The organism is Streptosporangium sp. NBC_01755 (assembly GCF_035917995.1).
Taxonomy (GTDB): Bacteria; Actinomycetota; Actinomycetes; order Streptosporangiales; family Streptosporangiaceae; genus Streptosporangium.
The window spans coordinates 1516120-1536101 of sequence record NZ_CP109131.1 but is presented as its reverse complement, the minus strand read 5'-3'; the positions used below and the strand labels follow the sequence as shown (position 1 = coordinate 1536101).

Below are 19982 nucleotides of genomic sequence, written 5' to 3'. Positions count from 1 at the left end.
CCCGTCTGCTGGTCAGTGACAGGGGAAGCCGAGGAGATGCCGGCCGTCGTGGACGAACTCATGGACGAACTGACCGCCGAACACGGAGAACACACCCTGCTCGGCTCCGACGAAGTAGAGGAGAAGGAGCGACAGCACCGCACCGAAGATCGCCCAAGGGAGGATTTCGCGGAGGGGGATCTGGAGGGGCCGGGGGAGTTGTCAGCGCAGATGGCCGTCCGCTCCATCGCCAAGGCATGCGAGGCCTACAAACGCGACAAGACCATCAAGCCGGCCTTTCGGGAGCTGGGGGCGGTCGCCTACGACCAGCGCATCCTGACGTGGAAGGGTCCTGAGGCGGTCAGTCTCCTCACCCTGAGCGGCCGGGTCGTCGTGCCCCTTCTCTACCGGGGCCGGTGGCTGAACAGCGAGGGAGCGACCCTGCGGGGTCAGGCGGATCTCGTCTACCGCGACGGGGTGTTCTTCCTCGCCGTGGTCGTCGACGTCCCCGCACCACCCCCAGGGGAGGAGCCGAAGGAGTGGTTGGGGGTGGATCTGGGCATCGTCAACCTCGCCACCGACTCCACCGGTGAGCCCTACAGCGGCAAGGGGGTACGGGCGGTGCGGCGGCGCAACGCCCGGCTGCGGGCCCGGCTCCAGGCCAAGGGCACCAAGTCCGCCAAGCGGCTGCTGAAGAGGCGCCGCAGTAAGGAGTCGCGGTTCGCCCGTGACGTCAACCATGTCATCTCCAAGAAACTGGTCGGCAAGGCCAAGGACACCCGCGCCGGGATCGCCCTCGAAGACCTCGAAGGCATCCGGGAGCGGGTCACGGTTCGCAAGGCTCAGCGTGCCGACCTGCACTCGTGGGGTTTCCATCAGCTACGGACGTTCGTGGCGTACAAGGCCGCCCTGGCCGGGGTGGCCGTACGGCTGGTGGATCCGCGCAACACCTCCCGCACCTGCCCCGGGTGCGGCCACCTCGACAAGTTGACAGTGGCATGCCGGCTCAGATCCGACCGATTCCGCTCGCCGTCGCAGTCAGGTTAATGACAATGTACGGTTCGAGTCCGGTTCCGCCTATGGGCCATAAGAAAACCAAAGGCATCTGCAGACGCCATCCCCTGCTCACCATTCGGAGCCGCCGCGTGACGATCCGTTTGATCTTGGTCTGTCATGGTCCCACCGTCGCGCTCTCCCGGGCGTCCTTCTCGGCCGACGAACCGCTCACCGAACGAGGCGGACACGCGGCCGGGAACGGGTGGGAGTCCGCGGCGACGGCCTGGTGCAGCCCCGCCGCCGCGGCCAGGGAGACCGCGGCGGCGCTCGGACTGGACCCGTCGATCGAGCCCGCGTTGCGCGACTGCGACTACGGGCGCTGGCGCGGCCGCGGGCTCGCCGAGGTCCAGGCCGCCGAACCCGAGGCGATCCAGGACTGGCTCACCGATCCCGCCGCCAGGCCGCACGGCGGGGAGTCGATCGTGGATCTGATCGAGCGGACCGGCGACTGGCTGGCGGGCCTGTGGCGGGATTCCTTCCACGGTCGCGCGGTCGCGGTGACGCACGCCGCGGTCATCCGGGCCGCGCTGGTGAACGTACTCGCCGCACCTCCCGCCTCGTTCTGGCGCATCGACGTCCCGCCGCTGGCCCGGGTTCAGCTCACCGCGCACCACGGCCGCTGGCAGCTGCGCGCGACCGAGCCTGACCGGCCGCCGGCCTGACGAAGAGCCACGACCTCAGGCACACCGGGCAGCGCGGTGGTGAGAGAACCCGCCGTGCGGCCCGACGTCCAGCACGGCGGTTGCGATACCGGGCTCGACCGGCGGCCTGGCGAGCGGGGCAGCGGCCTACCTGGCCGGGTCGGATCCGGCCCGGTCGGATCCGGCCGGGTCTGATGCGGCTGGGTCTGATTCGGCGGGTTCGCCGGGTTCACACAGGTGCGCGAGGAGATCGTGGTACCTCGGGGCGCGCAGCAGGTCGGTCACGCTCAACGCGCGGCCGAGGCGGGCCCCGACGCGGGACGTCAGGCGCACGCTGCCCAGCGAGGATCCTCTCTCCGCGTAGAAGTCGCTGTCCGGGGCCGGTGACCTGCCGGTGATCCGCTGCCATTCCTGGGCCACCACCGCATCGAGCTCGGCAGGAGCGGCCGCTACGGACGCGACCGCGTCGCGTGCGGCGGTAGAGGCGGGGACGGAGGTGGAGACGGCGTCGAGGACGCGCGTGGCGAAGTCGCCCACGTCCGTGGCCGTGATGGATCCGATCGGCTAATCGCACAGGCTCCTCTCGCCGTCGGTATTAAAGATTTCATGAAAAAAATCCATACAGCCGGATAGCGCTGTTCAGGGGCATCCGAAAATGCTGGCCAAAATCCGACGAGCCCGGGTTTTGGTACGGCCTTCTCCTTCCACCTCTGGTGGAGAGTGTCCGCTCAGAGGCAGCCGACGTGGGTACCGGGCAACGAGAGGTTCGACTATGCCGTCCAGGGGAGTTCACGCCCGGCCGCGGGGGAGCGCCGTGACAGGGGGCGCCGGCGCCCACGGATTCCCCCGGTCGCGATGCCGGAGGTGAAGGACGACCGGCCGTCCGACGCGTCGCTGGCCGGTCTGACCGTCATCAGCGGGCTCGTGGACGCGATCAGCTACGTGGGCATCGGCCAGGTGTTCATGGCGAACATGACAGGGAACCTGCTCATCCTCGGCTTCGCCGCGGGCGACCCGTCCCAGTTCCCGCTCGTCGCGACGGCCATCGCCGTGGTGGGCTTCTTCCTCGGGGCAGGGCTGGCCGGGCGGCTCACCGACAGGGTGTCGAACGTCCGCCGCAGGATGGTCCTCGCCATGGTCATAGAGACCAGCCTGTTCGCCGTCACCACGGTGGGCTCGTTCCTCCTGCCCACCACCCAGGCAGGCCGCTACCCGCTGATCGTCGCCCTGGGACTCGCCATGGGAGGACGGAACACCGTCGTGCGCCGCCTCAAGATCCCCGACATCAGTACGACGGTGGTGACCGGCACGTTGACCAACCTGGCGGCCGATTCGGTGCTCGGCACCGGAAAGCGCACGCGGGCCCGCCGGCGCGCGGGGGAGATCGTCGCGCTCGTCCTCGGCGCCTGGGTGGGGGTCCTGCTGCTGCGACACTTCGGGTTCAACGCCACACTGGTGGTGCTGACCGTCCTGATGGCCCTGATAACCGCCCTCTACACCTGGCGTACCTCACCGGCGCGTGCCCGCTGACCCGCTACAGGTCTTACCGGTCTCTTACTGGTCGCGGAAACAGGCTAGGTGGAAGGCAAGTGATCTGCTGGAACCCGCCCCTAGCGGAGCGCTCTGGCCAGCGGTGTGTCCGCCGTCGGGTCCAGCGGCGCCGTCAGCATGAACGGCATCTGCGCCATGAACCTGGGCCTCTCGCCCAGGTGCTCCTGCGCGGCGTGCACGGTCAGCGGATGCACCAGGTAGGCGTCCCCCGGCAGGCCGGTCGCCGGCGCCACCGGCCGGTCCTGGCTGGCCGCATCCACCAGCGCGCCCGCGCTCACGTAGTCGTACACCTGCTCGCCCGGCGCGCCCGCGCTCACGTGGCCGTGCACCTGCTCGCTCAGCGCTGCGAGGCTGTCGCGCTGTGACCCCGCCCTGACTCGGGTCGGTGCGTCCAGCTCGCCGACCTCCGAGAACAGCATCAGCACCAGGAAGGTATGCGAGCGGGCGGTCACCCCCCAGCTGCCGTCGGGGCGCGGCACATTGGCGTCCAAGTGCCAGCCGCGGTCGTTGGCCGGTGGCCGCCGCGGGAACCGGATCGGGATGTTGCCCGCCGCCCCGCGCGGCTGCCAGCCACCCTTCCCGCACACCGCGTCCAGCCCGGCCGCCAGCGCGGGCGACCTGACCAGCTCGCCGAACGGCCCCTGCCCGGTCAGGTCCGCGGCCCACACCACCGGCTCGCGCCAGCCCTCGGGCTCATTCGGTGACAGGCCGATCTGCTTCCACAGCAACGCCTGCGCCGCCTCACCCTGTTCGCGCGAGCCGATCGTCAGCTTCACGAAGCCGTCGCGCACGAACGACTCGACCTGCTCCTCGGTGAAGATCTCCATACCGGCCACGCTACTTCGGGCCGCAACTGCTTTTCGCGGTCGATCACCGGCATTACGACTTCCGATCGTCCGCCTGCGGGGGCCCGCAGCCCAAGTACGGCTCGAAGGGGCAGCGGATTGACATGAACCCAGATACCGAGCAGTGAGTGGGACGAGTCGCAACAGATGAGAGAACTCATCTCACGGTGTCCGCGAGGGCCTCGGTCAGGTGCCGACATAGGCCGCGAGGTGCTCGCCGGTGAGGGTGGAGCGAGCGGCGACGAGGTCGGCGGGTGTGCCCTCGAAGACGATCCGGCCGCCGTCGTGGCCGGCGCCGGGACCGAGATCGATGATCCAGTCGGCGTGCGCCATGACCGCCTGATGGTGCTCGATGACGATGACCGACTTGCCGGAGTCGACGAGCCGGTCGAGCAGGCCGAGCAGTTGCTCGACGTCGGCGAGGTGCAGGCCGGTGGTCGGTTCGTCGAGGACGTAGACGCCGCCCTTGTCGGCCATGTGGGTGGCCAGCTTGAGCCGCTGCCGCTCGCCGCCGGACAGCGTGGTGAGCGGCTGGCCGAGGCTGAGGTAGCCGAGTCCCACGTCGGCGAGCCGGTCGAGGATGGCGTGCGCGGCCGGCGTGCGCGCCTGGCCGGCGCCGAAGAACTCCCCGGCCTCGGTCACCGACATCGCGAGCACCTCGCTGATGTCGCGGCCGCCGAGGTGGTACTCCAGCACCGATGCTTGAAACCGCTTGCCCTCGCACTCCTCGCAGGTGGTGGCGACGCCGGCCATCATCGCCAGGTCGGTGTAGATGACGCCGGCGCCGTTGCAGTTGGGGCAGGCGCCCTCGGAGTTGGCGCTGAACAGCGCCGGCTTCACGCCGTTGGCCTTCGCGAACGCCTTGCGGATCGGGTCGAGCAGTCCGGTGTAGGTCGCCGGGCTGCTCCGCCGCGAGCCGCGGATCGCGCCCTGGCCGATCGAGACGACACCCGCGCCGACGGGGATCGATCCGTGGATCAGCGAGCTCTTGCCGGAGCCGGCGACGCCGGTGACGACGCAAAGGACGCCGAGCGGGATGTCGACGTCGACGTCGCGCAGGTTGTGGCGGGTGGCGCCGCGGATCTCCAGCGTGCCGGTGAGGGTGCGCACCGTCTCCTTGAGGGTGGCCCGGTCGTCGAGGTGGCGGCCGGTGATGGTGCCACTGGCCCGCAGTCCCTCGATGGTGCCCTCGTAGCAGATGGTGCCGCCTGCCGTACCGGCGCCGGGGCCGAGGTCGACGACATGGTCGGCGATCGCGATGGCCTCCGGCTTGTGCTCGACGACGAGCACCGTGTTGCCCTTGTCCCGCAGCCGCAGCAGCAGGTCGTTCATCCGCTGGATGTCATGGGGGTGCATGCCGATGGTGGGCTCGTCGAAGACGTAGGTGGTGTCGGTGAGCGAGGAGCCGAGGTGGCGGATCATCTTGACGCGCTGCGCCTCACCACCCGACAGTGTGCCCGAGGGCCGGCCGAGCGAGAGGTATCCCAGTCCGATCTCCACGAACGAGTCGAGGGCGTGCCGCAGCTTGACGAGCAGCGGTGCGACCGACGGCTCGTCGAGGCCGCGGACCCATTCGGCGAGGTCGCTGATCTGCATCGCGCAGGCGTCGGCGATGTTGATGCCCTTGATCCGCGAGGAGCGGGCCGCCTCGCTGAGCCGGGTGCCGTCGCACTCGGTACAGGTGGTGAAGGTGACCGCCCGGTCCACGAACGCCCGGATGTGCGGTTGCATCCCCTCCCGGTCCTTGGAGAGGAAGGACTTCTGGATCTTCGGAATCAGCCCCTCGTAGGTGAGGTTGACGCCGTCGACCTTCACCTTCACCGGTCCCTTGTAAAGGAAGTCGTGGAGTTCCTTCTTGGTGTACCGGCGGATCGGTTTGTTCGGGTCGACGAAACCCGACTCGGCGTAGACCCGCACCGTCCAGAAGCTGTCGGACTTCCAGCCGGGGATGGTGAACGCACCTTCGGCGAGCGACTTGGAGTCGTCGTAGAGCTGGGTGAGGTCGAGATCGGAGACCGTGCCCCGGCCTTCGCAACGCGTACACATGCCGCCAATGCGGGTGAAGGCTACTCTCTCGGCTTTGCTGGCGCCGCGCTCGACCGTGATCGCACCGCTCGCCCGGACCGTGGGGACGTTGAAGGAGAACGCGTTGGGCGAGCCGATGTGCGGCTGCCCGAGCCGGCTGAAGAGGATGCGCAGCATCGCGTTGGCGTCGGTGGCGGTGCCGACGGTGGAGCGGGGGTCGACGCCCATCGGCTGCTGGTCGACGATGATCGCGGTCGTCAGCCCGTCGAGTACGTCGACCTCGGGCCGCGCCAGCGTCGGCATGAAGCCCTGCACGAAGGTGCTGTAGGTCTCGTTGATCATCCGCTGCGACTCCGCGGCGATCGTGCCGAACACCAGCGAGCTCTTGCCCGATCCGGAGACGCCGGTGAACACCGTCAGCCGGCGCTTCGGGATCTCGACGCTGACGTCCTTGAGGTTGTTCACGCGCGCGCCGTGTACGCGGATCAGATCGTGGCTGTCGGCAACGTGCGGCGCAGGCGACTGCGTGTCCGTCCTCGTGGCCATGCTCATCGTGTCTCCATCTGTTGGGCGGGGCCGCCTTCGCGGTCTCCGTCGGTGTGGCTTGGTTCGATCTGAGCAGCTTCGAGCAGTATGTCTGGTTCTCCTTCGCCGGTGCGGTCGCGGCGACTGTCCGCTGTCCACCTGATCGGCGCTGCCGGCTCAACTCTGGGCGACATCCGGACAGCCGTTGGAGTTCGGGACACTCCCGCAGCTGTCCGGCCTGATCCGCGAAGGGAAGGGGCTTCCTCTATGTATCGAACACGCGTCCCCGTTCGTGTCACCTCTCCGGGGAGAAACCGGCCCGACAGGGGAGGGTGCGGGTGGTCCGGCCGGCGGTGCCGTTAGCCGCCCATCTCGTCCCACCGGTCAGAAGACCTGGAGGCCCAACTTTGTACACCGGTGGTGTGCCGGCGTCCAGGAACGCCTCCAAGTACACCGGTGGTGTGCCGGCGTCCAGGAACACCTCCGACTCGGCCGGGAGGAGGCGTTCGTCCGGCCGACGTCAGGAGCTCGTGAGAATGACGAGTTGCCGGGTCGCTCGGCTCATCGCGACATAGCGGTCGACCGCTCCTTCGATGCCCTTGCCGAACGCCTCGGGGTCGACGAGGACGACCAGGTCGAACTCGAGCCCCTTCGACAGCTCCGGGGTCAGCGACCGGACGCGGGGCGTCGCCCGGAACGTGGGATCACCGATGACGCAGGCGATCCCGTCGGTATGCGCGGCGAGCCAGGTGTCGAGGATCGAGCTCAGATCCGAAGCAGATCCGTGTACGACGGGGACGTCGCCGCTGCGGATGGAGGTCGGCACGTTGGCGTCCGGGAGCACGGCCCGGATGACCGGCTCGGCTTCCGCCATGATTTCCTCCGGCGTCCGGTAGTTGATGCTCAGGGAGGCCAGGTTGATCCGGTCGAGCCCGATCCGCTCGAGCCGTTCCTGCCACGACTCCGTGAACCCGTGCCTGGCCTGGGCACGATCGCCGACGATGGTGAAGCTCCGGGACGGGCACCGCAGCAGCAACATCTGCCACTCCGCGTCGGTCAGTTCCTGAGCCTCGTCCACGACGATGTGCGCGAACGGGCCGGCGAGCAGGTCCGGGTCGAGGGTGGGCAGCTCGGACTCGTCAACCAGATTTCGCTGGAGGTCCTCTCGGCGCAGTTGCGTCACGAGGCCTTCGCCGTCGTCATCGGCCTCGATCAGGGCGTCGACGACCTGGGCCATACGCTCGCGTTGGGCGGCGAGAGCGGCTTCCTGCCGGCGCTTGCGTCGTGACGCCTCCGGGTCGCCGAGCCGCTGCCGTGCCGCGTCCAGGAGCGGCAGGTCGGACACCGTCCAGGCCTGGGCGTCCCCGCGCTGCAGCGTCCGAATGTCATCGGGGCTGAGCCAGGGAGCGCACATCCGCAGGTAGGCGGGTACCGACCACAGGTCTCCGACGAGGTCGGCCGCTTCGAGCAGCGGCCACGCGCGGTTGAAGGTCGTGAGCAGCTCCCTGTTCTGCAGCAGCGACTTGCGGAGCAGGCCGGCCGAGGCGTCGCCGTCGTCAGCCGAGGCGTCGTCGTCGTGCTTGTCCATCAGGATCGTGAGCAGTTCCTCCCAGATCTGGTCGCGCGCCTCGTTGTGCGGAGTGCCGGGTTCCGGTGCTTCGAACGCCTCGGCCCAATCGTCGGCGCTCAGCCAGATGTCGGACCAGTGGGTCGTGACCGTCATCCCCTTGGTGGGCGGGTTCTCGTAGAACCTGACGGCCGGCTCGATCGCCTTCACCAGGTTCGCGGACGACTTCAGGAGGGCCACGTCCGGGTCGGCCTCGATCGCTGCTGCGGCTCCCTCGGCGACGAGGTCCCGCAGGGTGCAGGTCTGCACGCCCTCCTCTCCGAGGCTGGGGAGGACGTCGGCGACGTAGGCCAGGTAGGGCTGGTGCGGACCGACGAACAGCACGCCACCCCGGCGGTGACCGAGGCGAGGGTCGGAGTAGAGGAGGTAGGCGGAGCGGTGCAGAGCGACGACGGTCTTCCCCGTGCCCGGACCGCCGTCGACGACGAGAGCGCCGCGGGATCCCGCGCGGATGATGGCGTCCTGGTCGGCCTGGATGGTGCCGAGTACGTCTCGCATCCGGGCCGACCGGTTGCTGCCCAGGCTGGCGATGAAGGCGGACTGGTCGTCGAGTGCGGCGTGCCCGACAAACCCATCCAAGGCGAACACCTCGTCCCAGTAGTCGCTGATCCGGCCACGGGTCCAGCGATACCTGCGGCGGATTGCCAGCCCCATCGGGTTGGCGTGGGTGGCTCCGAAGAACGGCTCAGCCGCGGGGGAGCGCCAGTCGAGCAGCAGCCGACGACCCGCGCTGTCGGTAAGGCCAAGTCGTCCGACGTACACGGGCTCGGGGTCGTCTGCGCTGACCATGTGTCCGAGGCACAGGTCCAAACCGAAGCGACGCAGGGCGCGCAGGCGAGCGGTCAGCCGGTGGACCTCCAGGTCCCGGTCCATCGCCTGCCGGCCTTTGCCGCCGGGCGCCTTACGCTCGGCAGCGAGGCGGTCGGACAGGTCGGCGATCGACTGCTCGAGGCTCTCCGCGATGGCCGCGAAGTGCTGCTCATCGCCGGCGATCAGCGTCGGGTCGGCCTTGGGCGCGAGGTGGTCGGGAAGGTCAAACGCGCTGGTGGTCAGGGGATTCATGTCATTGGCTCCGATCTGAGGTCGCTTGCGACATTGCGCGCAGCAAGGCGTCTGGACCGGCGTGACGAACCTGGCGGCCATGACGGGCAACGCTCCGTCTGACGTGGACCCCGTGGCCGTTGTCGGTCCAGGTCGCCAGGGTTTGCAGGGTCTCGTCTTCTGGGTCCTGGCTCGACGATCCCGCGTGGTTCACGCGGGCACCGGCGGCCTTTCCCGGCTGACCGCGTCGAGCAGCAGCTTCGCGGCCACCGTCGCCCCGTCGGTGCGGATCGTGCCGGCCACTGCCCTTGCTCGTGCGCGGGTCTCGGGGGTCAGGGCCGTTCTGAGCGCGGCCGACAGGGACTCGGCGGTCGGAGTCGGACCGTCGTGTGCCGCGCCGATGCCCAGGTCGGCCACCCGGCCGGCCCAGTACGGCTGGTCCACCGCCTGGGGTACCACCACCTGAGGCGCGCCGGCCCGGGTGGCCGTCGTCGTGGTGCCCGCGCCGCCGTGGTGCACGACGGCGGCCACCCGGCCGAACAGTGCCTGCTGGTTGACCTCGCCGACGACGAAGCAGTCGTCCCGGTCGTCGATCAGGGCCAGGTCGGCCCAGCCGCGGGCCACGACCGTGCGGCGGCCCTGCGCTCGGATCGCCTCGATGGCCACCCGGGCGACATCCGTCGATGTGCGCATGGGCATGCTGCCGAAGCCCACGTACACCGGTGGTGTGCCGGCGTCCAGGAACGCCACCAACTCGGCAGGGAGTGGGTGAACGTCGGGCAGGATCCACGCGCCGGTCTGGACGACGTCGAGGTCCGGCGTCTCCTGCCACGGGTCCAGGATCGGGTCCGTCGCCAGCCACGGCCGGTCGCCGATGACGTAGTCGCGGACGTTGTCCACCGGTGGCAGGCCGATCGACGCCCGGTTCGTGTTGAGCGCCGCACCGAACAGCGCGTTGATGCTCTGGGCGTCCAGGTCCCACAGCACCCGGTTGTCGGTCACCTCCGGTGGGAACGGCCGGCCCGGATACGCCAGCGGCGGGTGGTGCGGCGACGGCAGGGTGAGCTGCTGGAAGGTCACGGACACGGAGTGGATGCCCAGTTTCTCGGCCACCGACCGCGCGCCGGCCGCGGCCGGCATCACGCCGGTCGCCACCAACGCATCGCATCCCTCGGCCGCCGCGGGGACCGCGTCGAACTGGCCGGCGATCAACTCGGCCGCGCGCTGGGGCAGGGATGACGGCGGCGACGCCCCGGTCGTCAGCGCGCGCGCCGACTGGCCGACCGGCACCAGCGGCACGCCGACACCGGCCAACCGCTGCGCGAAGTCCTCGTCCGGCGGCGCGCACACCCGCACCTCCGCGCCGAGTTCCCGCAACCGCACCGCGAGTCCCACCAGCGGTTCGACGTCCCCGCGCGACCCGTACGTCGACAACAACACACGCATTTCGCGTCCCCCGTTTCCGTAGATTCTGGCCTCGGCCGACGATTCTGCGGCACGACCCGGGTCTTGTGGCAAGCCCCCCGGTGCGCTATACGTTGAGAGTGGAAAGGAGTGGGTACTCCCCTTTCCCTCCCGGATGGATCAGGGCTGACCATTGGCGAAGGCGGCCATCAATCGCCGCCGAGGTCGGCCAGGCCGATGTCGCTGTCGGGTAGTTGCTGGATGTCCGGGTGGGCGCGCAGGCCGTCGAGCATGAGCGCCAGGTAGCGGTCATCGCCGCGCAGTCAGGGGTCAGCGAGGCCACGGTCACAGCGGGCACATCGAGCTGATGTTCCAGCCCGAGCTGGTCGTACGCCGCTCCACGGGCTCGGGCCCGCTGGTCAACCGCTGGAACGGCACGGAACGCCCAGCCTCGCGGGCCGGGCGTCCGGTGACGAGCGTGCCGCTCAGATCCGGGAGGTGCGGCGGCGGAGCGGGTGTCCGCCCAACCGGCCTGCCAACCGGCCCGTGACCCAGGCGGCGAACCCTCCGGCGAGCAGCACTCCCGCGCTCGTCGTTGCCGCTGGCGATGTTGCTGACCTGCCAGCCGCCGGTCCGCGAGCGGGTCGTCCAGATCGAGGCGGTCTGGCCGTCGGCCGCGTCGGCCTGGGTGGCGAAGAACGCGAACCGGGAGACCTCCGCCGACTGGCCGGCGACGAAGGCGGGATTGAGGTGGTTGACGGCCACGGTCTGCTCGGTCACCTTCGCGGTGATCGGCGCCACCGCTCTGGTGTCGGCCCCGGGCGGGGCTCCCTTGGTGGCGAAGAACCTGCCGAGCGTTCGCTGGACGTCCGGGGCCGAGGCGGCGGCGCGGGCGGCCGCCCCGTCGCCGGCCCCGGGTGGTGCGGCCTGCACGGCCGCGGCCTCGGCCGGGCTCTGGGGGGTGGGGTCGCCGGCGGCCGCGTGGGCGACGGCGGGGGCGAGCAGGAGGGATCCGGCCAGGGCGAACCGTTGTGATGCGCTTCATAGGAGCCTCCTCACGCGCCGATGTAGTTGAGGGAGTGGGTCCAGGAGAAGGACCCGTTGCCGACGTAGTAGTTGTAGCTCGCCCAGTTGTAGCGGGAACTCGACTGCCAGGGATCACCCCAGTAGACCCATGATCCGCTCTGGTCGTAGCCGTAGATGGTGTGCATGTGCCCGCCGCCGGAGGACCACTGGATCCGGGTCAGCACCGGCCGGTTGGCGTTCATCTCCCTGATCACCGCGCTGTAGGTCAGGTAGTCGTAGACATAGTTGCCGGGCGAGATGCCGATCTGGCGGAAGGCGTTCTGGTCGTTGGCCAGGGTGGCCTGGTTGTTGGGGCAGCTGGAGTTCATCGAGCGGTTGAAGGCCAGGTTGCAGAACTGGTTCTGGCTGTAGTTGTAGCCGTAGTAGGCGGCCACGGTGTTGCCGGCGGCCGCCCAGCACCAGTTGGTGTACTGCTGGGCCTGCATGGTGATGTTGAGGCGGTAGGCGGCCGCGGCATGGGCGCCGAGGGTGGGCGGCGCCAGCCAGGCCACGGTCGTCAGCACGAGCGCGAGGGCCGTGCGCCGGAACCTGCCGGGCGAGAGGTAGGGCATGTCGAGCTCCTGAGGGGGAGAAGCCGATGCTGTTGAAGGGATGGTCGGCCCGATACAGCGGCCGGGCAAGACACGGCCGATCACCCGGCAGGGGTGGTGTGAACGTGGACGTGAAGCACGCCACAAGAGCGCCGCCCCGCGGTGACAGCATGGTGAAAATCTGTGAACATTCACACATGTCAGATGATCGTGAACTCCGGGCCGCGCTACGTGACGGACCTTTTCACGTCGCGCTGCGCGTCGCGGTCCAGGCGCGCGGCCTGACCCTGAACCGGCTCCGGCACCGCCTGGGAGAGCGCGGCCTGCGGGTCGGGACGACGAGCCTGAGCTACTGGCAGCAGGGCCTGCGCCGGCCCGAGCGGCCCGAGTCGCTGCGTGCCGTACGCGCGCTGGAGGAGATCCTCATCCTGCCGCCGCGTCGGCCGGGTCCGCCGCGACGGGCCGGCCGCCCTGGTGGTGGCCGAGCTGCTGTTCGACCGGGCGCTGCGGACCGGGGAGACCCAGATGATCCGCTACGAGATGCCGGGGAGACCCAGATGATCCGCTACGAGATGGCCGATCCCAGCGGCGCGGAGGCCGGGGAGTACGAGCGGGGTTTCCGCTTTCCCACCGGCCAGTACATGCTGCGGGTCGGCTTCGACCCCGCGGCGCTACCGGTCCGCATCCACCGCTTCGCCCGCCGCGGCCTGGGCGCCGACGAGCACGATCGCGGCGAACTCACCCTCAACGCCCAGCACGCCGTCCATCTCGTCGCCGGCCCCCTCCAGGCCGGCCTGGTCGGCGTCCAGTGGGACTGGGGCTGACCCGTACCTTCTGGTGCCGGGGCTCTCGCTTCCCCTCGTAGGGGCGATGAGGACGCCATACCGGCTCAAGCAAGGCGAGGAAAAGCTCACGTTGCGACCCCTCGTAGGAGGGCTATGAGAACCGGTTCGAGAACCTCGTGCGCCGATCCGGTCTGCCGCCGATCCGGTTCCACGACCTTCGGCACTCGGCGGCGTCGCTGATGCTGGCGGCGGGCGTGGCGATGAAGGTCGTGTCGGAGACGCTCGGTCACAGCAAGTTCTCGTTCACCGCGGATGTCTACACGTCGGTGATCCCGGAGGTCGCGGAGGCGGCGGCGGCGACGGTGGCCATGATTCCGCGCCGTCCCCGGCAGACCGGCAGTTGACTCGATGGTCTGGCAATGGTCTGCCAGGCCACTTGTGGATCATTGTCGTACCTAGCGCACCCTGCAGGATTCGAACCTGCGACCGTCGGATTAGAAGTCCGGTGCTCTATCCAGCTGAGCTAAGGGTGCTCCCGCTTAATTGTGCATGATCCTGGGAGTGCCCATGTATCGGTTTTGGGGCTGTGTCGCGAGGATCACTCTGTGGCGTCTCGCCCTCCCCGGAGAGAACGGCCTCCGGGCCGCCTCGGCTCGGGCGGCCGAAGCGGGATTCCGGCTGTTCGGGGTGGGGGAACCGCGCTGGACGAGGGGGCCTTCTCCCCGATGACCTGCCGCTCTCCTGCCGCTCTCCTGCTGCTCTCCTGCCGGGCGTGGCAGCGGGTGTCCGGTAGGTGGAAGGCTTCCGGGTGTTCCATCTGATGGGGAACGGTCTGCCCGAATCGTCCCCGCGAGAGGGCGGAGCGGTCTACGCTCGGGTGGCATGTTCGCCGTCACGACCCAACAGGAGATTCCCCTTCTGGGCGGTGATGTCACCGACGGGGTGGTGCGGGTCGGGGACACCGTCCGCCGGCCCAGCCGGGCCTCCACGGCTTCGGTGCACGCGCTCCTGCGGCACCTGGAGCGTTACGGGTTCGAGGGTGCGCCCCGGGCGCTGGGCGTGGACGAGCGGGGCCGGGAGGTGCTGAGCTATGTCGAGGGCGGCTCCGCGGCCAGGCCGCTGCCCGGGTACGCGCTCAGTGGGGAGTCGCTGGCCGCGCTGGCGCGGCTGCTGCGCGGTTTCCACGACGCCGCCGAGGGGTTCGTCCCGCCGAGGGAAGCCGTCTGGGAGACCGGGTCCAACGACGACGAGGCCCCGAGGCTGATCGGGCACTGCGACGTCAATCTGGACAACGTGATCTTCCGTGACGGGCTGCCGGTCGCGCTGATCGACTTCGACATGGCCCGGCCGACGACCCGGCTCTTCGACGTGGTGACCACGCTGCGGCACTGGGCGCCGATCGCCGACCCCATCGATCTGGAGCCGCTCCAGCGTCGCCTTGAGGTCGGGCCCCGGCTCCGCCTGTTCTGCGACGCGTACGGGCTGGCGCCTCGCGATCGGCGCCGGCTGCTGGATCTGGCCCGGCTCCGCTTCGACCGCTCGTACCAGGTGATGCGTGCCAGGGCCGAGGGCGGGAGCGGTGGGTGGGTCCGGATGTGGGCCGGTGGGGTGGGGGTGCGCATCCGGCGGGCCCGGGTGTGGCTGGAGACCCACCAAGATGAACTCCATGAACATCTCATTTAGTCGACTAATTGCCAAAGTGGGACTAAGGGGACCTGGGGTAGCCGAAGGGGTGGGGATGCTCGCCGGGGTCCTGATCGACGCCGTGCTCGCCGATCCCCGGCGCGGGCACCCGGTCGCGCTGTTCGGCACCGCCGCCGCCGAGGTGGAGAGACGGGTGTACGGCGACGGCCGGGCCAGGGGCGTTCTGCACGTCGCCCTGTGCGTCGTCCCGGTGGCGTTGCTCGGCCATGCCGCGACCAGGCCGCGCGACCCGATGGTGCGGGCCGCGCTGACCGCGGCGGCGACCTGGGCGGTCCTCGGCGGCACCACGCTGGGCCGCGAGGGTGCGGCGATGGCCGCACTCCTGGAGGACGGCGACCTGGACGGGGCCCGGGAGAGGCTGTCTCATCTGTGCGGGCGGGATCCTGCCGTGCTGGAGGCACCCGGGCTCGCGAGGGCCACCGTCGAGTCGATCGCGGAGAACACCTCCGACGCGGTCGTGGCACCGCTGTTCTGGGGGGCGGTGGCCGGGGTACCAGGCCTGCTCGCCTACCGGGCGGTCAACACGCTGGACGCAATGGTCGGCCACCGCAACGCGCGTTACGAGCGCTTCGGCTGGGCCGCGGCCCGGCTCGACGACGTCGCCAACTTCGTACCGGCCAGGATCACCGGGCTGCTCGCCGTGCTCGGCGCCCCTGTGGCGGGTGGTTCGACGCGGCGGGCGGCGAGGGTGCTGCGCAGGGACGGCCACCGCCACCCCAGCCCCAACGCGGGCCGCTGCGAGGCGGCCTTCGCGGGCGCGCTGGACCGTACGCTCGGCGGGGTGAACCTGTACGGCACCAGGGTGGAGCACCGGCCCGAGATGGGCGACGGGCCCGAGCCCTCGGTCGCCGACATCCGCAGGGCCGTACGGCTGGCGCGGGCGGTCGGCCTGGCCGCGGCGGGGCTCGCCGTGCTGGCCGCCGTGCGCGGATCGTGCGGGAGGAAAGGGTGAAGGGGGCGCTGCTGGTCGCCGGGACCACCTCCGACGCGGGCAAGAGCGTCGTCACCGCCGGGATCTGCCGCTGGCTGGCCCGCCAGGGGGTACGGGTCGCGCCGTACAAGGCGCAGAACATGTCGCTGAACTCCTTCGTCACCGCCGACGGCGCCGAGATCGGCCGGGCACAGGCGATGCAGGCCGCCGCATGCGGGCTGGAACCCAGTGCGGACATGAACCCGATCCTCCTCAAGCCGGGCAGTGACCGGCGCAGCCAGGTCGTGGTGATGGGCAGGCCGATGGCCGAGGTCGACGCCATGGAGTACTGGGACGTCAAGGAGCGGCTCCGCCAGGTCGCGGTGGACGCGCTGGAGCGGCTGCGGGCCTCCTACGACGTGGTGGTCTGCGAGGGCGCGGGCAGCCCGGCGGAGATCAACCTGCGCGCGGGCGACATCGCCAACATGGGCCTGGCCCGTGCCGCGAACCTGCCGGTCGTCGTGGTCGGCGACATCGACAGGGGCGGGGTCTTCGCCTCGCTGTACGGGACCGTGGCGCTGCTGGAGCCCGCCGACCAGGCGTTGATCGCCGGGTTCGTGATCAACAAGTTCCGGGGGGCGCCCGAGCTCCTCGAACCGGGTCTGGACATGATCAGGGAGCTGACCGGCCGCGAGGTGTACGGGGTGCTGCCCTGGCTGGACGGCCTCTGGCTGGACGTCGAGGACTCCCTGGCCCTGGACAACCGGCCCGCGCTCGGCGCGCGCGCCCCCTATGGCAGGCAGACCCTGCGGGTGGCGGTGGTACGGCTGCCGAGGATCTCCAACTTCACGGACGTGGACGCGCTGGCCTCCGAGCCCGGGGTGACGGTCCGCTACGTGACCTCGCCGGGCGAGCTGGACGATGCCGATCTGGTGGTGCTGCCCGGCTCCCGGGCCACGGTCTCCGACCTCGCCTGGCTCCGCGCCACCGGCCTGGCCGAGGCCCTGCCGGGACGGGCCGTGCTGGGCGTCTGCGGCGGCTACCAGATGCTCGCCAGGACCATCCGCGACGACGTCGAGTCGGGGGCGGGCCTGGTCGAGGGGCTGGGACTGCTGCCCGCCTCCGTGGAGTTCGCCGAGGACAAGACGCTGGGCCGCCCGGTGGGTTCCGCCTACGGTTGCCGGGTCGAGGCGTACGAGATCCACCACGGCGTCGTGACGGCCGACGGCGGCGAGCCCTTCCTGGACGGCTGCCGGGACGGCTCGGTGTGGGGCACCACCTGGCACGGCGCCCTGGAGAACGACGACTTCCGCCGGGCGTTCCTCGCCGACGTGGCCGCCGTCTCCGGTCGCGACTTCATCCCGGCCCCTGAAGTGTCGTTCGCCGCCCTGCGTGAGGAGCGGCTGGACGCGCTCGGCGACCTGATCGAGCGGAACGTCGACACCGGCGCCCTGCTCCGGCTGATGGAGGACGGGGCACCTTCGGGCCTGCCTTCGCTGCCGCCGGGCGCCACCCGGCACGAGACCCCGTACCTCTCACGGGGCGGATCCGCCATCGGCTACAGATGATCTTCGTGTGGTGGTCGGCCTTCACCGGGATCGTCAGCCGGTGGCGGAGGGGGCTTCTCGCCTTCCCATGCGAGGCGATCGCGGGCGGCGGCCCGGCGAGGCGGTGATGTTCCCGCCCTTTTCCCGCGGGGAATCCAGCGGGGAATCCAGCGGGGAAGGGGAGATGCCTCCCTCGCCGGGTAAAATTGACATTTCCCCCGCAAGATCCGATGGGGGAGGTCTGAGAGGTCGACGATGGTCCGCATCATCGTGCTGTTCTTCGTCATCGCCGTGGTGGTGCTCTGCGTGCTCGCGATGGTCCGCGCCTCCTCGGCTTCCAAGGCTTCCAAGCCTGCGCCTGAGAACCCCCGCGAGATTCTCAGGCGTCGTTACGCGGCCGGTGAGATCGACGAGGACGAGTACCTCCGCCGGATGTCGGGTCTCTCCCAGGAGTGGTAGGCCCGTTTCCTAGGGGTTCCGGACTCAGACCGACATGGGTCAGGCCGTGGGCGTGGGGGTTGGCTGGTTTGCGGTGATCCAGGTGTCGATCTCCTCCCACTGGTCGAAGAGCCACCGGATCTGGCTCTCGCGGTCGCGCGGTACGTCGGCGGCCTGGATCCGCCACCACTTGGCCTTGACCTTGGCGCTGACCGGGAGGCGGCGCCAGACGTCCTTGAGGGTGACCAGGTCGTCGAGGCCGGTGTGCGCGACGAAGACCACGTCCGCCTCGGGGCAGGCCTCGATGGCGGCGATGGCCCCGTTGGGCCGGGGCGCCATCAGGTGCTCCAGCCGGCGGGCCCGCGCGGCCTCCTCGGACAGGCCCTTGCGCTCCAGCCGGAGAATGGCCCGCCAGCGGCGCCTGGGGGTGAAGTTGCCGCCCTCCGGGAAGATCACCAGGGCGTCGTCGGCGTCCATGCCGGAGGCCAGGCGGCGGATCTCGCCGAGAACGCCGCTCTCGGTCGCCTTGCGGGGGACGAAGGCGTTGGGGAGGCGGTTGATCACCACGTCCAGTGAGGGGTCGAGTTGCAGGGCGGCCTTCATCACGATCCTCGGGCGCCTGCCGTATCGGGTGAGAAGGTGGTGGACGAGCAGGAACGAGTCGCCGGGGCCCGCGTGGCGCGAGAGCACGACGACGGGGCGGGTGAGGCGCCGGGAGAGCTCGTCGGAGGTCGGTGCCGGCTCGTCGATCTCGACGCTCAGGCGGAAGATCCGCACGGCTGCCCCGTACACCTTGGACAGGAGCCACCGGATCAGCGCGTAGTGCCGCTCCTGGTGCTCGTCGCGGTGGAGCCATCCACCGAACCCGCTCGCCACCCAGAGGCCCAGGCAGGCGACCAGGGCCATCGACTCCAGCGCCAGCCACGCCACCGCGAACCAGACCAGCCGGGTGCCGCGCCGCTGCGGGGGCGGCAGGCGCAGCGAGGCCGCGGCCACCACCAGCAGCCAGATCGGAAGCGTGATCACCGCGACCACGGTGAGCACGATGACGAGCGGGGCCAGGATCAGACGGCGGATGATGCGAGGAGGCAGCACGAGCGGCTCCTGCTGTGTGGCTCAGGTGGACGCGTGCCGGGCCAGATAGTCGGACGAGGCCCGGTACGCCCGTTCTATGTATCCAGATATATGCGATATATCCCGATAACGCAGCTGGGCGAGATCCATTCCCGGGCGGGCCTCGCCACCCGACGGCATGACGTGGACCTCGATGTCACCCGGCAGGGTGGCCATCTCCTCGGCGAAGCGGTGCCGCCTGGCGATCTCGAAGGCGGTCATCCCAACCTCCCAGGGGCGTCTCGGCGCCACCAGTGGACGCTCGATCCTGCCCACGTGCAGGACGTAGACCCGGCGGGCGCCCAGCGCGACCGCGCGGCCGACGGGGATGCTGTGCACCAGCCCGCCGTCGAGGAAGTGTTCATTGCCGATGCGGACCGGAGGCAGCAGTCCGGGGACGGCGCAGGAGGCGAGCACCGCCTCGACCAGGGGCCCCTCGGTGAACCAGTGCGCGGTGGCGCGCTCGACCGAGGCGGCCACGCACTGGAACGGCACCTCCAGCTCCTCGATCCGGGAGACGGGGAGCGTCCTGGTCAGCAGGTCGCGCAGCGGCTGGCCGGAGTGCAGGTGGGTGCCGGTCCTGGCAAGGGTGGACAGCCGGGTCATCCACGACCCCGCGAACGCGGTACGGACCACGTTCGAGCCCCACAGCGTGGTCAGGCGCGCGACCGCGTCACCGGAGGAGGCGGCGAGCACGACACCGTTCAGCGCGCCCACGGACGTGCCGACGATCACGTCGGGCTTGATACCCGCCTCGTCGAGCGCCCGCAGCATGCCCACCTCGTGAGCGCCGAGGACGCCCCCGCCACCGAGGACGAAGGCGGTGTCCACGCTCATCGACTCTCCTTGGACGGGCAGGGAACGCGGCACGGTGCCGCGCGATTCGTCATCAACGACCTCACGATAGACCGCGCCGGGGACCGGTACGGCCCGCGCGGCGCGAGTTCCGGGCTCGCGTACCGGAAGGGGAGGGCGCGCGGCCCGGTCACGATGGGGGAGTGGGGTGCTCCCGGGGTCCGGATCCGTACGACGGTGGGGAGAGGACGCGGTCCGGTGCCGGGTGAGTCGTCAACGGTGTCACGACGGATCGGCGGAGCGGGTTCCGGATCCGGGCAAGGAAAGGGCGGCCAACTGTCGGGATCCGGCCATGGCCTCCGCACCGGCGGGCGGGCACG

The 19982-nt window shown here is 70.3% G+C and carries 18 protein-coding genes, 1 tRNA gene and 1 pseudogene; 9 read left to right on the top strand and 11 right to left on the bottom strand.

Features of this window, described 5'->3' with window-relative positions; translation table 11 throughout:
* Positions 1-12: 12 nt before the first annotated feature.
* Positions 13-138, bottom strand: a complete 126-nt coding sequence (locus OG884_RS06860; RefSeq protein ID WP_326643279.1) for a CbtB domain-containing protein — start codon at positions 136-138, stop codon at positions 13-15.
* Between OG884_RS06860 and OG884_RS06855 the strand changes: the two genes are divergently transcribed.
* Together OG884_RS06855 and OG884_RS06850 are read left to right on the top strand one after the other, a co-directional pair.
* The gene (locus OG884_RS06855) at positions 97-1026 is read left to right on the top strand and encodes a transposase (protein WP_326646869.1); all 930 of its coding nucleotides are present in this window, start codon (positions 97-99) and stop codon (positions 1024-1026) included. The genes OG884_RS06860 and OG884_RS06855 overlap by 42 nt on opposite strands.
* A gap of 98 nt (positions 1027-1124) precedes the next feature.
* A complete protein-coding gene (locus OG884_RS06850; RefSeq protein WP_326643276.1) occupies positions 1125-1697 on the top strand; it encodes a histidine phosphatase family protein in 573 nt (190 codons plus the stop codon).
* Between the two features lie 126 nt (positions 1698-1823).
* Here the strand turns inward: OG884_RS06850 and OG884_RS06845 are convergent, their stop codons facing one another.
* On the bottom strand, positions 1824-2213 hold the full coding sequence (locus OG884_RS06845) for an acyl carrier protein (RefSeq protein WP_326643274.1): 390 nt from the start codon (positions 2211-2213) through the stop codon (positions 1824-1826).
* Positions 2214-2531: 318 nt separating this feature from the next.
* Between OG884_RS06845 and OG884_RS06840 the strand changes: the two genes are divergently transcribed.
* On the top strand, positions 2532-3206 hold the full coding sequence (locus OG884_RS06840; protein WP_326643272.1) for a YoaK family protein: 675 nt from the start codon (positions 2532-2534) through the stop codon (positions 3204-3206).
* A gap of 80 nt (positions 3207-3286) precedes the next feature.
* Here the strand turns inward: OG884_RS06840 and OG884_RS06835 are convergent, their stop codons facing one another.
* The 6 genes from OG884_RS06835 to OG884_RS06810 form a co-directional block, all read right to left on the bottom strand.
* Positions 3287-4054, bottom strand: a complete 768-nt coding sequence (locus OG884_RS06835; protein WP_326643270.1) for a phytanoyl-CoA dioxygenase — start codon at positions 4052-4054, stop codon at positions 3287-3289.
* A gap of 204 nt (positions 4055-4258) precedes the next feature.
* Positions 4259-6649: an excinuclease ABC subunit UvrA gene (locus OG884_RS06830; RefSeq protein ID WP_326643269.1), complete on the bottom strand. Its 2391-nt coding sequence runs from the start codon at positions 6647-6649 to the stop codon at positions 4259-4261.
* A 493-nt stretch (positions 6650-7142) separates the two neighbouring features.
* Entirely contained in the window at positions 7143-9311 is a 2169-nt protein-coding gene (helR, locus tag OG884_RS06825) for an RNA polymerase recycling motor ATPase HelR (RefSeq protein ID WP_326643266.1), read from the bottom strand.
* Between the two features lie 189 nt (positions 9312-9500).
* On the bottom strand, positions 9501-10736 hold the full coding sequence (locus OG884_RS06820; protein WP_326643265.1) for a glycosyltransferase: 1236 nt from the start codon (positions 10734-10736) through the stop codon (positions 9501-9503).
* Positions 10737-11039: 303 nt separating this feature from the next.
* Positions 11040-11627 carry a hypothetical protein gene (locus tag OG884_RS06815; RefSeq protein WP_326643264.1) on the bottom strand — a complete coding sequence of 196 codons (588 nt, stop codon included), beginning with the start codon at positions 11625-11627 and terminating at the stop codon, positions 11040-11042.
* A gap of 122 nt (positions 11628-11749) precedes the next feature.
* Positions 11750-12331, bottom strand: a complete 582-nt coding sequence (locus tag OG884_RS06810; RefSeq protein ID WP_326643262.1) for a papain-like cysteine protease family protein — start codon at positions 12329-12331, stop codon at positions 11750-11752.
* Between the two features lie 176 nt (positions 12332-12507).
* Between OG884_RS06810 and OG884_RS06805 the strand changes: the two genes are divergently transcribed.
* Both OG884_RS06805 and OG884_RS06800 read left to right on the top strand, forming a co-directional pair.
* On the top strand, positions 12508-13134 hold the full coding sequence (locus OG884_RS06805; protein WP_326643260.1) for a hypothetical protein: 627 nt from the start codon (positions 12508-12510) through the stop codon (positions 13132-13134).
* A gap of 125 nt (positions 13135-13259) precedes the next feature.
* Positions 13260-13499, top strand: a pseudogene (locus OG884_RS06800) (tyrosine-type recombinase/integrase); the annotation flags it as partial.
* Between the two features lie 55 nt (positions 13500-13554).
* On the opposite strand, the gene OG884_RS06795 reads toward OG884_RS06800, so the two are convergent.
* Positions 13555-13628 (bottom strand) — tRNA-Arg (locus OG884_RS06795).
* Between the two features lie 349 nt (positions 13629-13977).
* Between OG884_RS06795 and OG884_RS06790 the strand changes: the two genes are divergently transcribed.
* The 4 genes from OG884_RS06790 (at position 13978) to OG884_RS06775 (ending at position 17715) form a co-directional block, all read left to right on the top strand.
* On the top strand, positions 13978-14778 hold the full coding sequence (locus OG884_RS06790) for a phosphotransferase enzyme family protein (RefSeq protein ID WP_326643258.1): 801 nt from the start codon (positions 13978-13980) through the stop codon (positions 14776-14778).
* Positions 14779-14833: 55 nt separating this feature from the next.
* A complete protein-coding gene (locus tag OG884_RS06785; protein ID WP_442811644.1) occupies positions 14834-15751 on the top strand; it encodes a cobalamin biosynthesis protein in 918 nt (305 codons plus the stop codon).
* Positions 15748-17277 carry a cobyric acid synthase gene (locus tag OG884_RS06780; protein WP_326643254.1) on the top strand — a complete coding sequence of 510 codons (1530 nt, stop codon included), beginning with the start codon at positions 15748-15750 and terminating at the stop codon, positions 17275-17277. The genes OG884_RS06785 and OG884_RS06780 overlap by 4 nt, the downstream gene beginning before the upstream one ends.
* 234 nt (positions 17278-17511) lie before the next feature.
* Entirely contained in the window at positions 17512-17715 is a 204-nt protein-coding gene (locus OG884_RS06775; protein WP_326643252.1) for an SHOCT domain-containing protein, read from the top strand.
* 39 nt (positions 17716-17754) lie between these two features.
* Here OG884_RS06775 and OG884_RS06770 read toward each other — a convergent pair whose 3' ends face one another.
* Positions 17755-18789: a 1-acyl-sn-glycerol-3-phosphate acyltransferase gene (locus OG884_RS06770; protein WP_326643250.1), complete on the bottom strand. Its 1035-nt coding sequence runs from the start codon at positions 18787-18789 to the stop codon at positions 17755-17757.
* Between the two features lie 21 nt (positions 18790-18810).
* The gene (locus OG884_RS06765; protein ID WP_326643248.1) at positions 18811-19644 is read right to left on the bottom strand and encodes a patatin-like phospholipase family protein; all 834 of its coding nucleotides are present in this window, start codon (positions 19642-19644) and stop codon (positions 18811-18813) included.
* Between the last annotated feature and the right edge of the window lie 338 nt (positions 19645-19982).

Excerpts from the sequence above, each read along its gene's own strand:
- OG884_RS06775 (WP_326643252.1), top strand. The coding sequence starts at position 17,512 with ATGGTCCGCATCATCGTGCTGTTCTTCGTCATCGCCGTGGTGGTGCTC.
- OG884_RS06785 (WP_442811644.1), top strand. The coding sequence starts at position 14,834 with ATGCTCGCCGGGGTCCTGATCGACGCCGTGCTCGCCGATCCCCGGCGC.
- helR (WP_326643266.1), bottom strand. The coding sequence starts at position 9,311 with ATGAATCCCCTGACCACCAGCGCGTTTGACCTTCCCGACCACCTCGCG.
- OG884_RS06765 (WP_326643248.1), bottom strand. The coding sequence starts at position 19,644 with ATGAGCGTGGACACCGCCTTCGTCCTCGGTGGCGGGGGCGTCCTCGGC.
- OG884_RS06840 (WP_326643272.1), top strand. The coding sequence starts at position 2,532 with ATGCCGGAGGTGAAGGACGACCGGCCGTCCGACGCGTCGCTGGCCGGT.
- OG884_RS06830 (WP_326643269.1), bottom strand. The coding sequence starts at position 6,649 with ATGAGCATGGCCACGAGGACGGACACGCAGTCGCCTGCGCCGCACGTT.
- OG884_RS06835 (WP_326643270.1), bottom strand. The coding sequence starts at position 4,054 with ATGGAGATCTTCACCGAGGAGCAGGTCGAGTCGTTCGTGCGCGACGGC.
- OG884_RS06820 (WP_326643265.1), bottom strand. The coding sequence starts at position 10,736 with ATGCGTGTGTTGTTGTCGACGTACGGGTCGCGCGGGGACGTCGAACCG.
- OG884_RS06810 (WP_326643262.1), bottom strand. The coding sequence starts at position 12,331 with ATGCCCTACCTCTCGCCCGGCAGGTTCCGGCGCACGGCCCTCGCGCTC.
- OG884_RS06790 (WP_326643258.1), top strand. The coding sequence starts at position 13,978 with ATGTTCGCCGTCACGACCCAACAGGAGATTCCCCTTCTGGGCGGTGAT.
- OG884_RS06805 (WP_326643260.1), top strand. The coding sequence starts at position 12,508 with ATGTCAGATGATCGTGAACTCCGGGCCGCGCTACGTGACGGACCTTTT.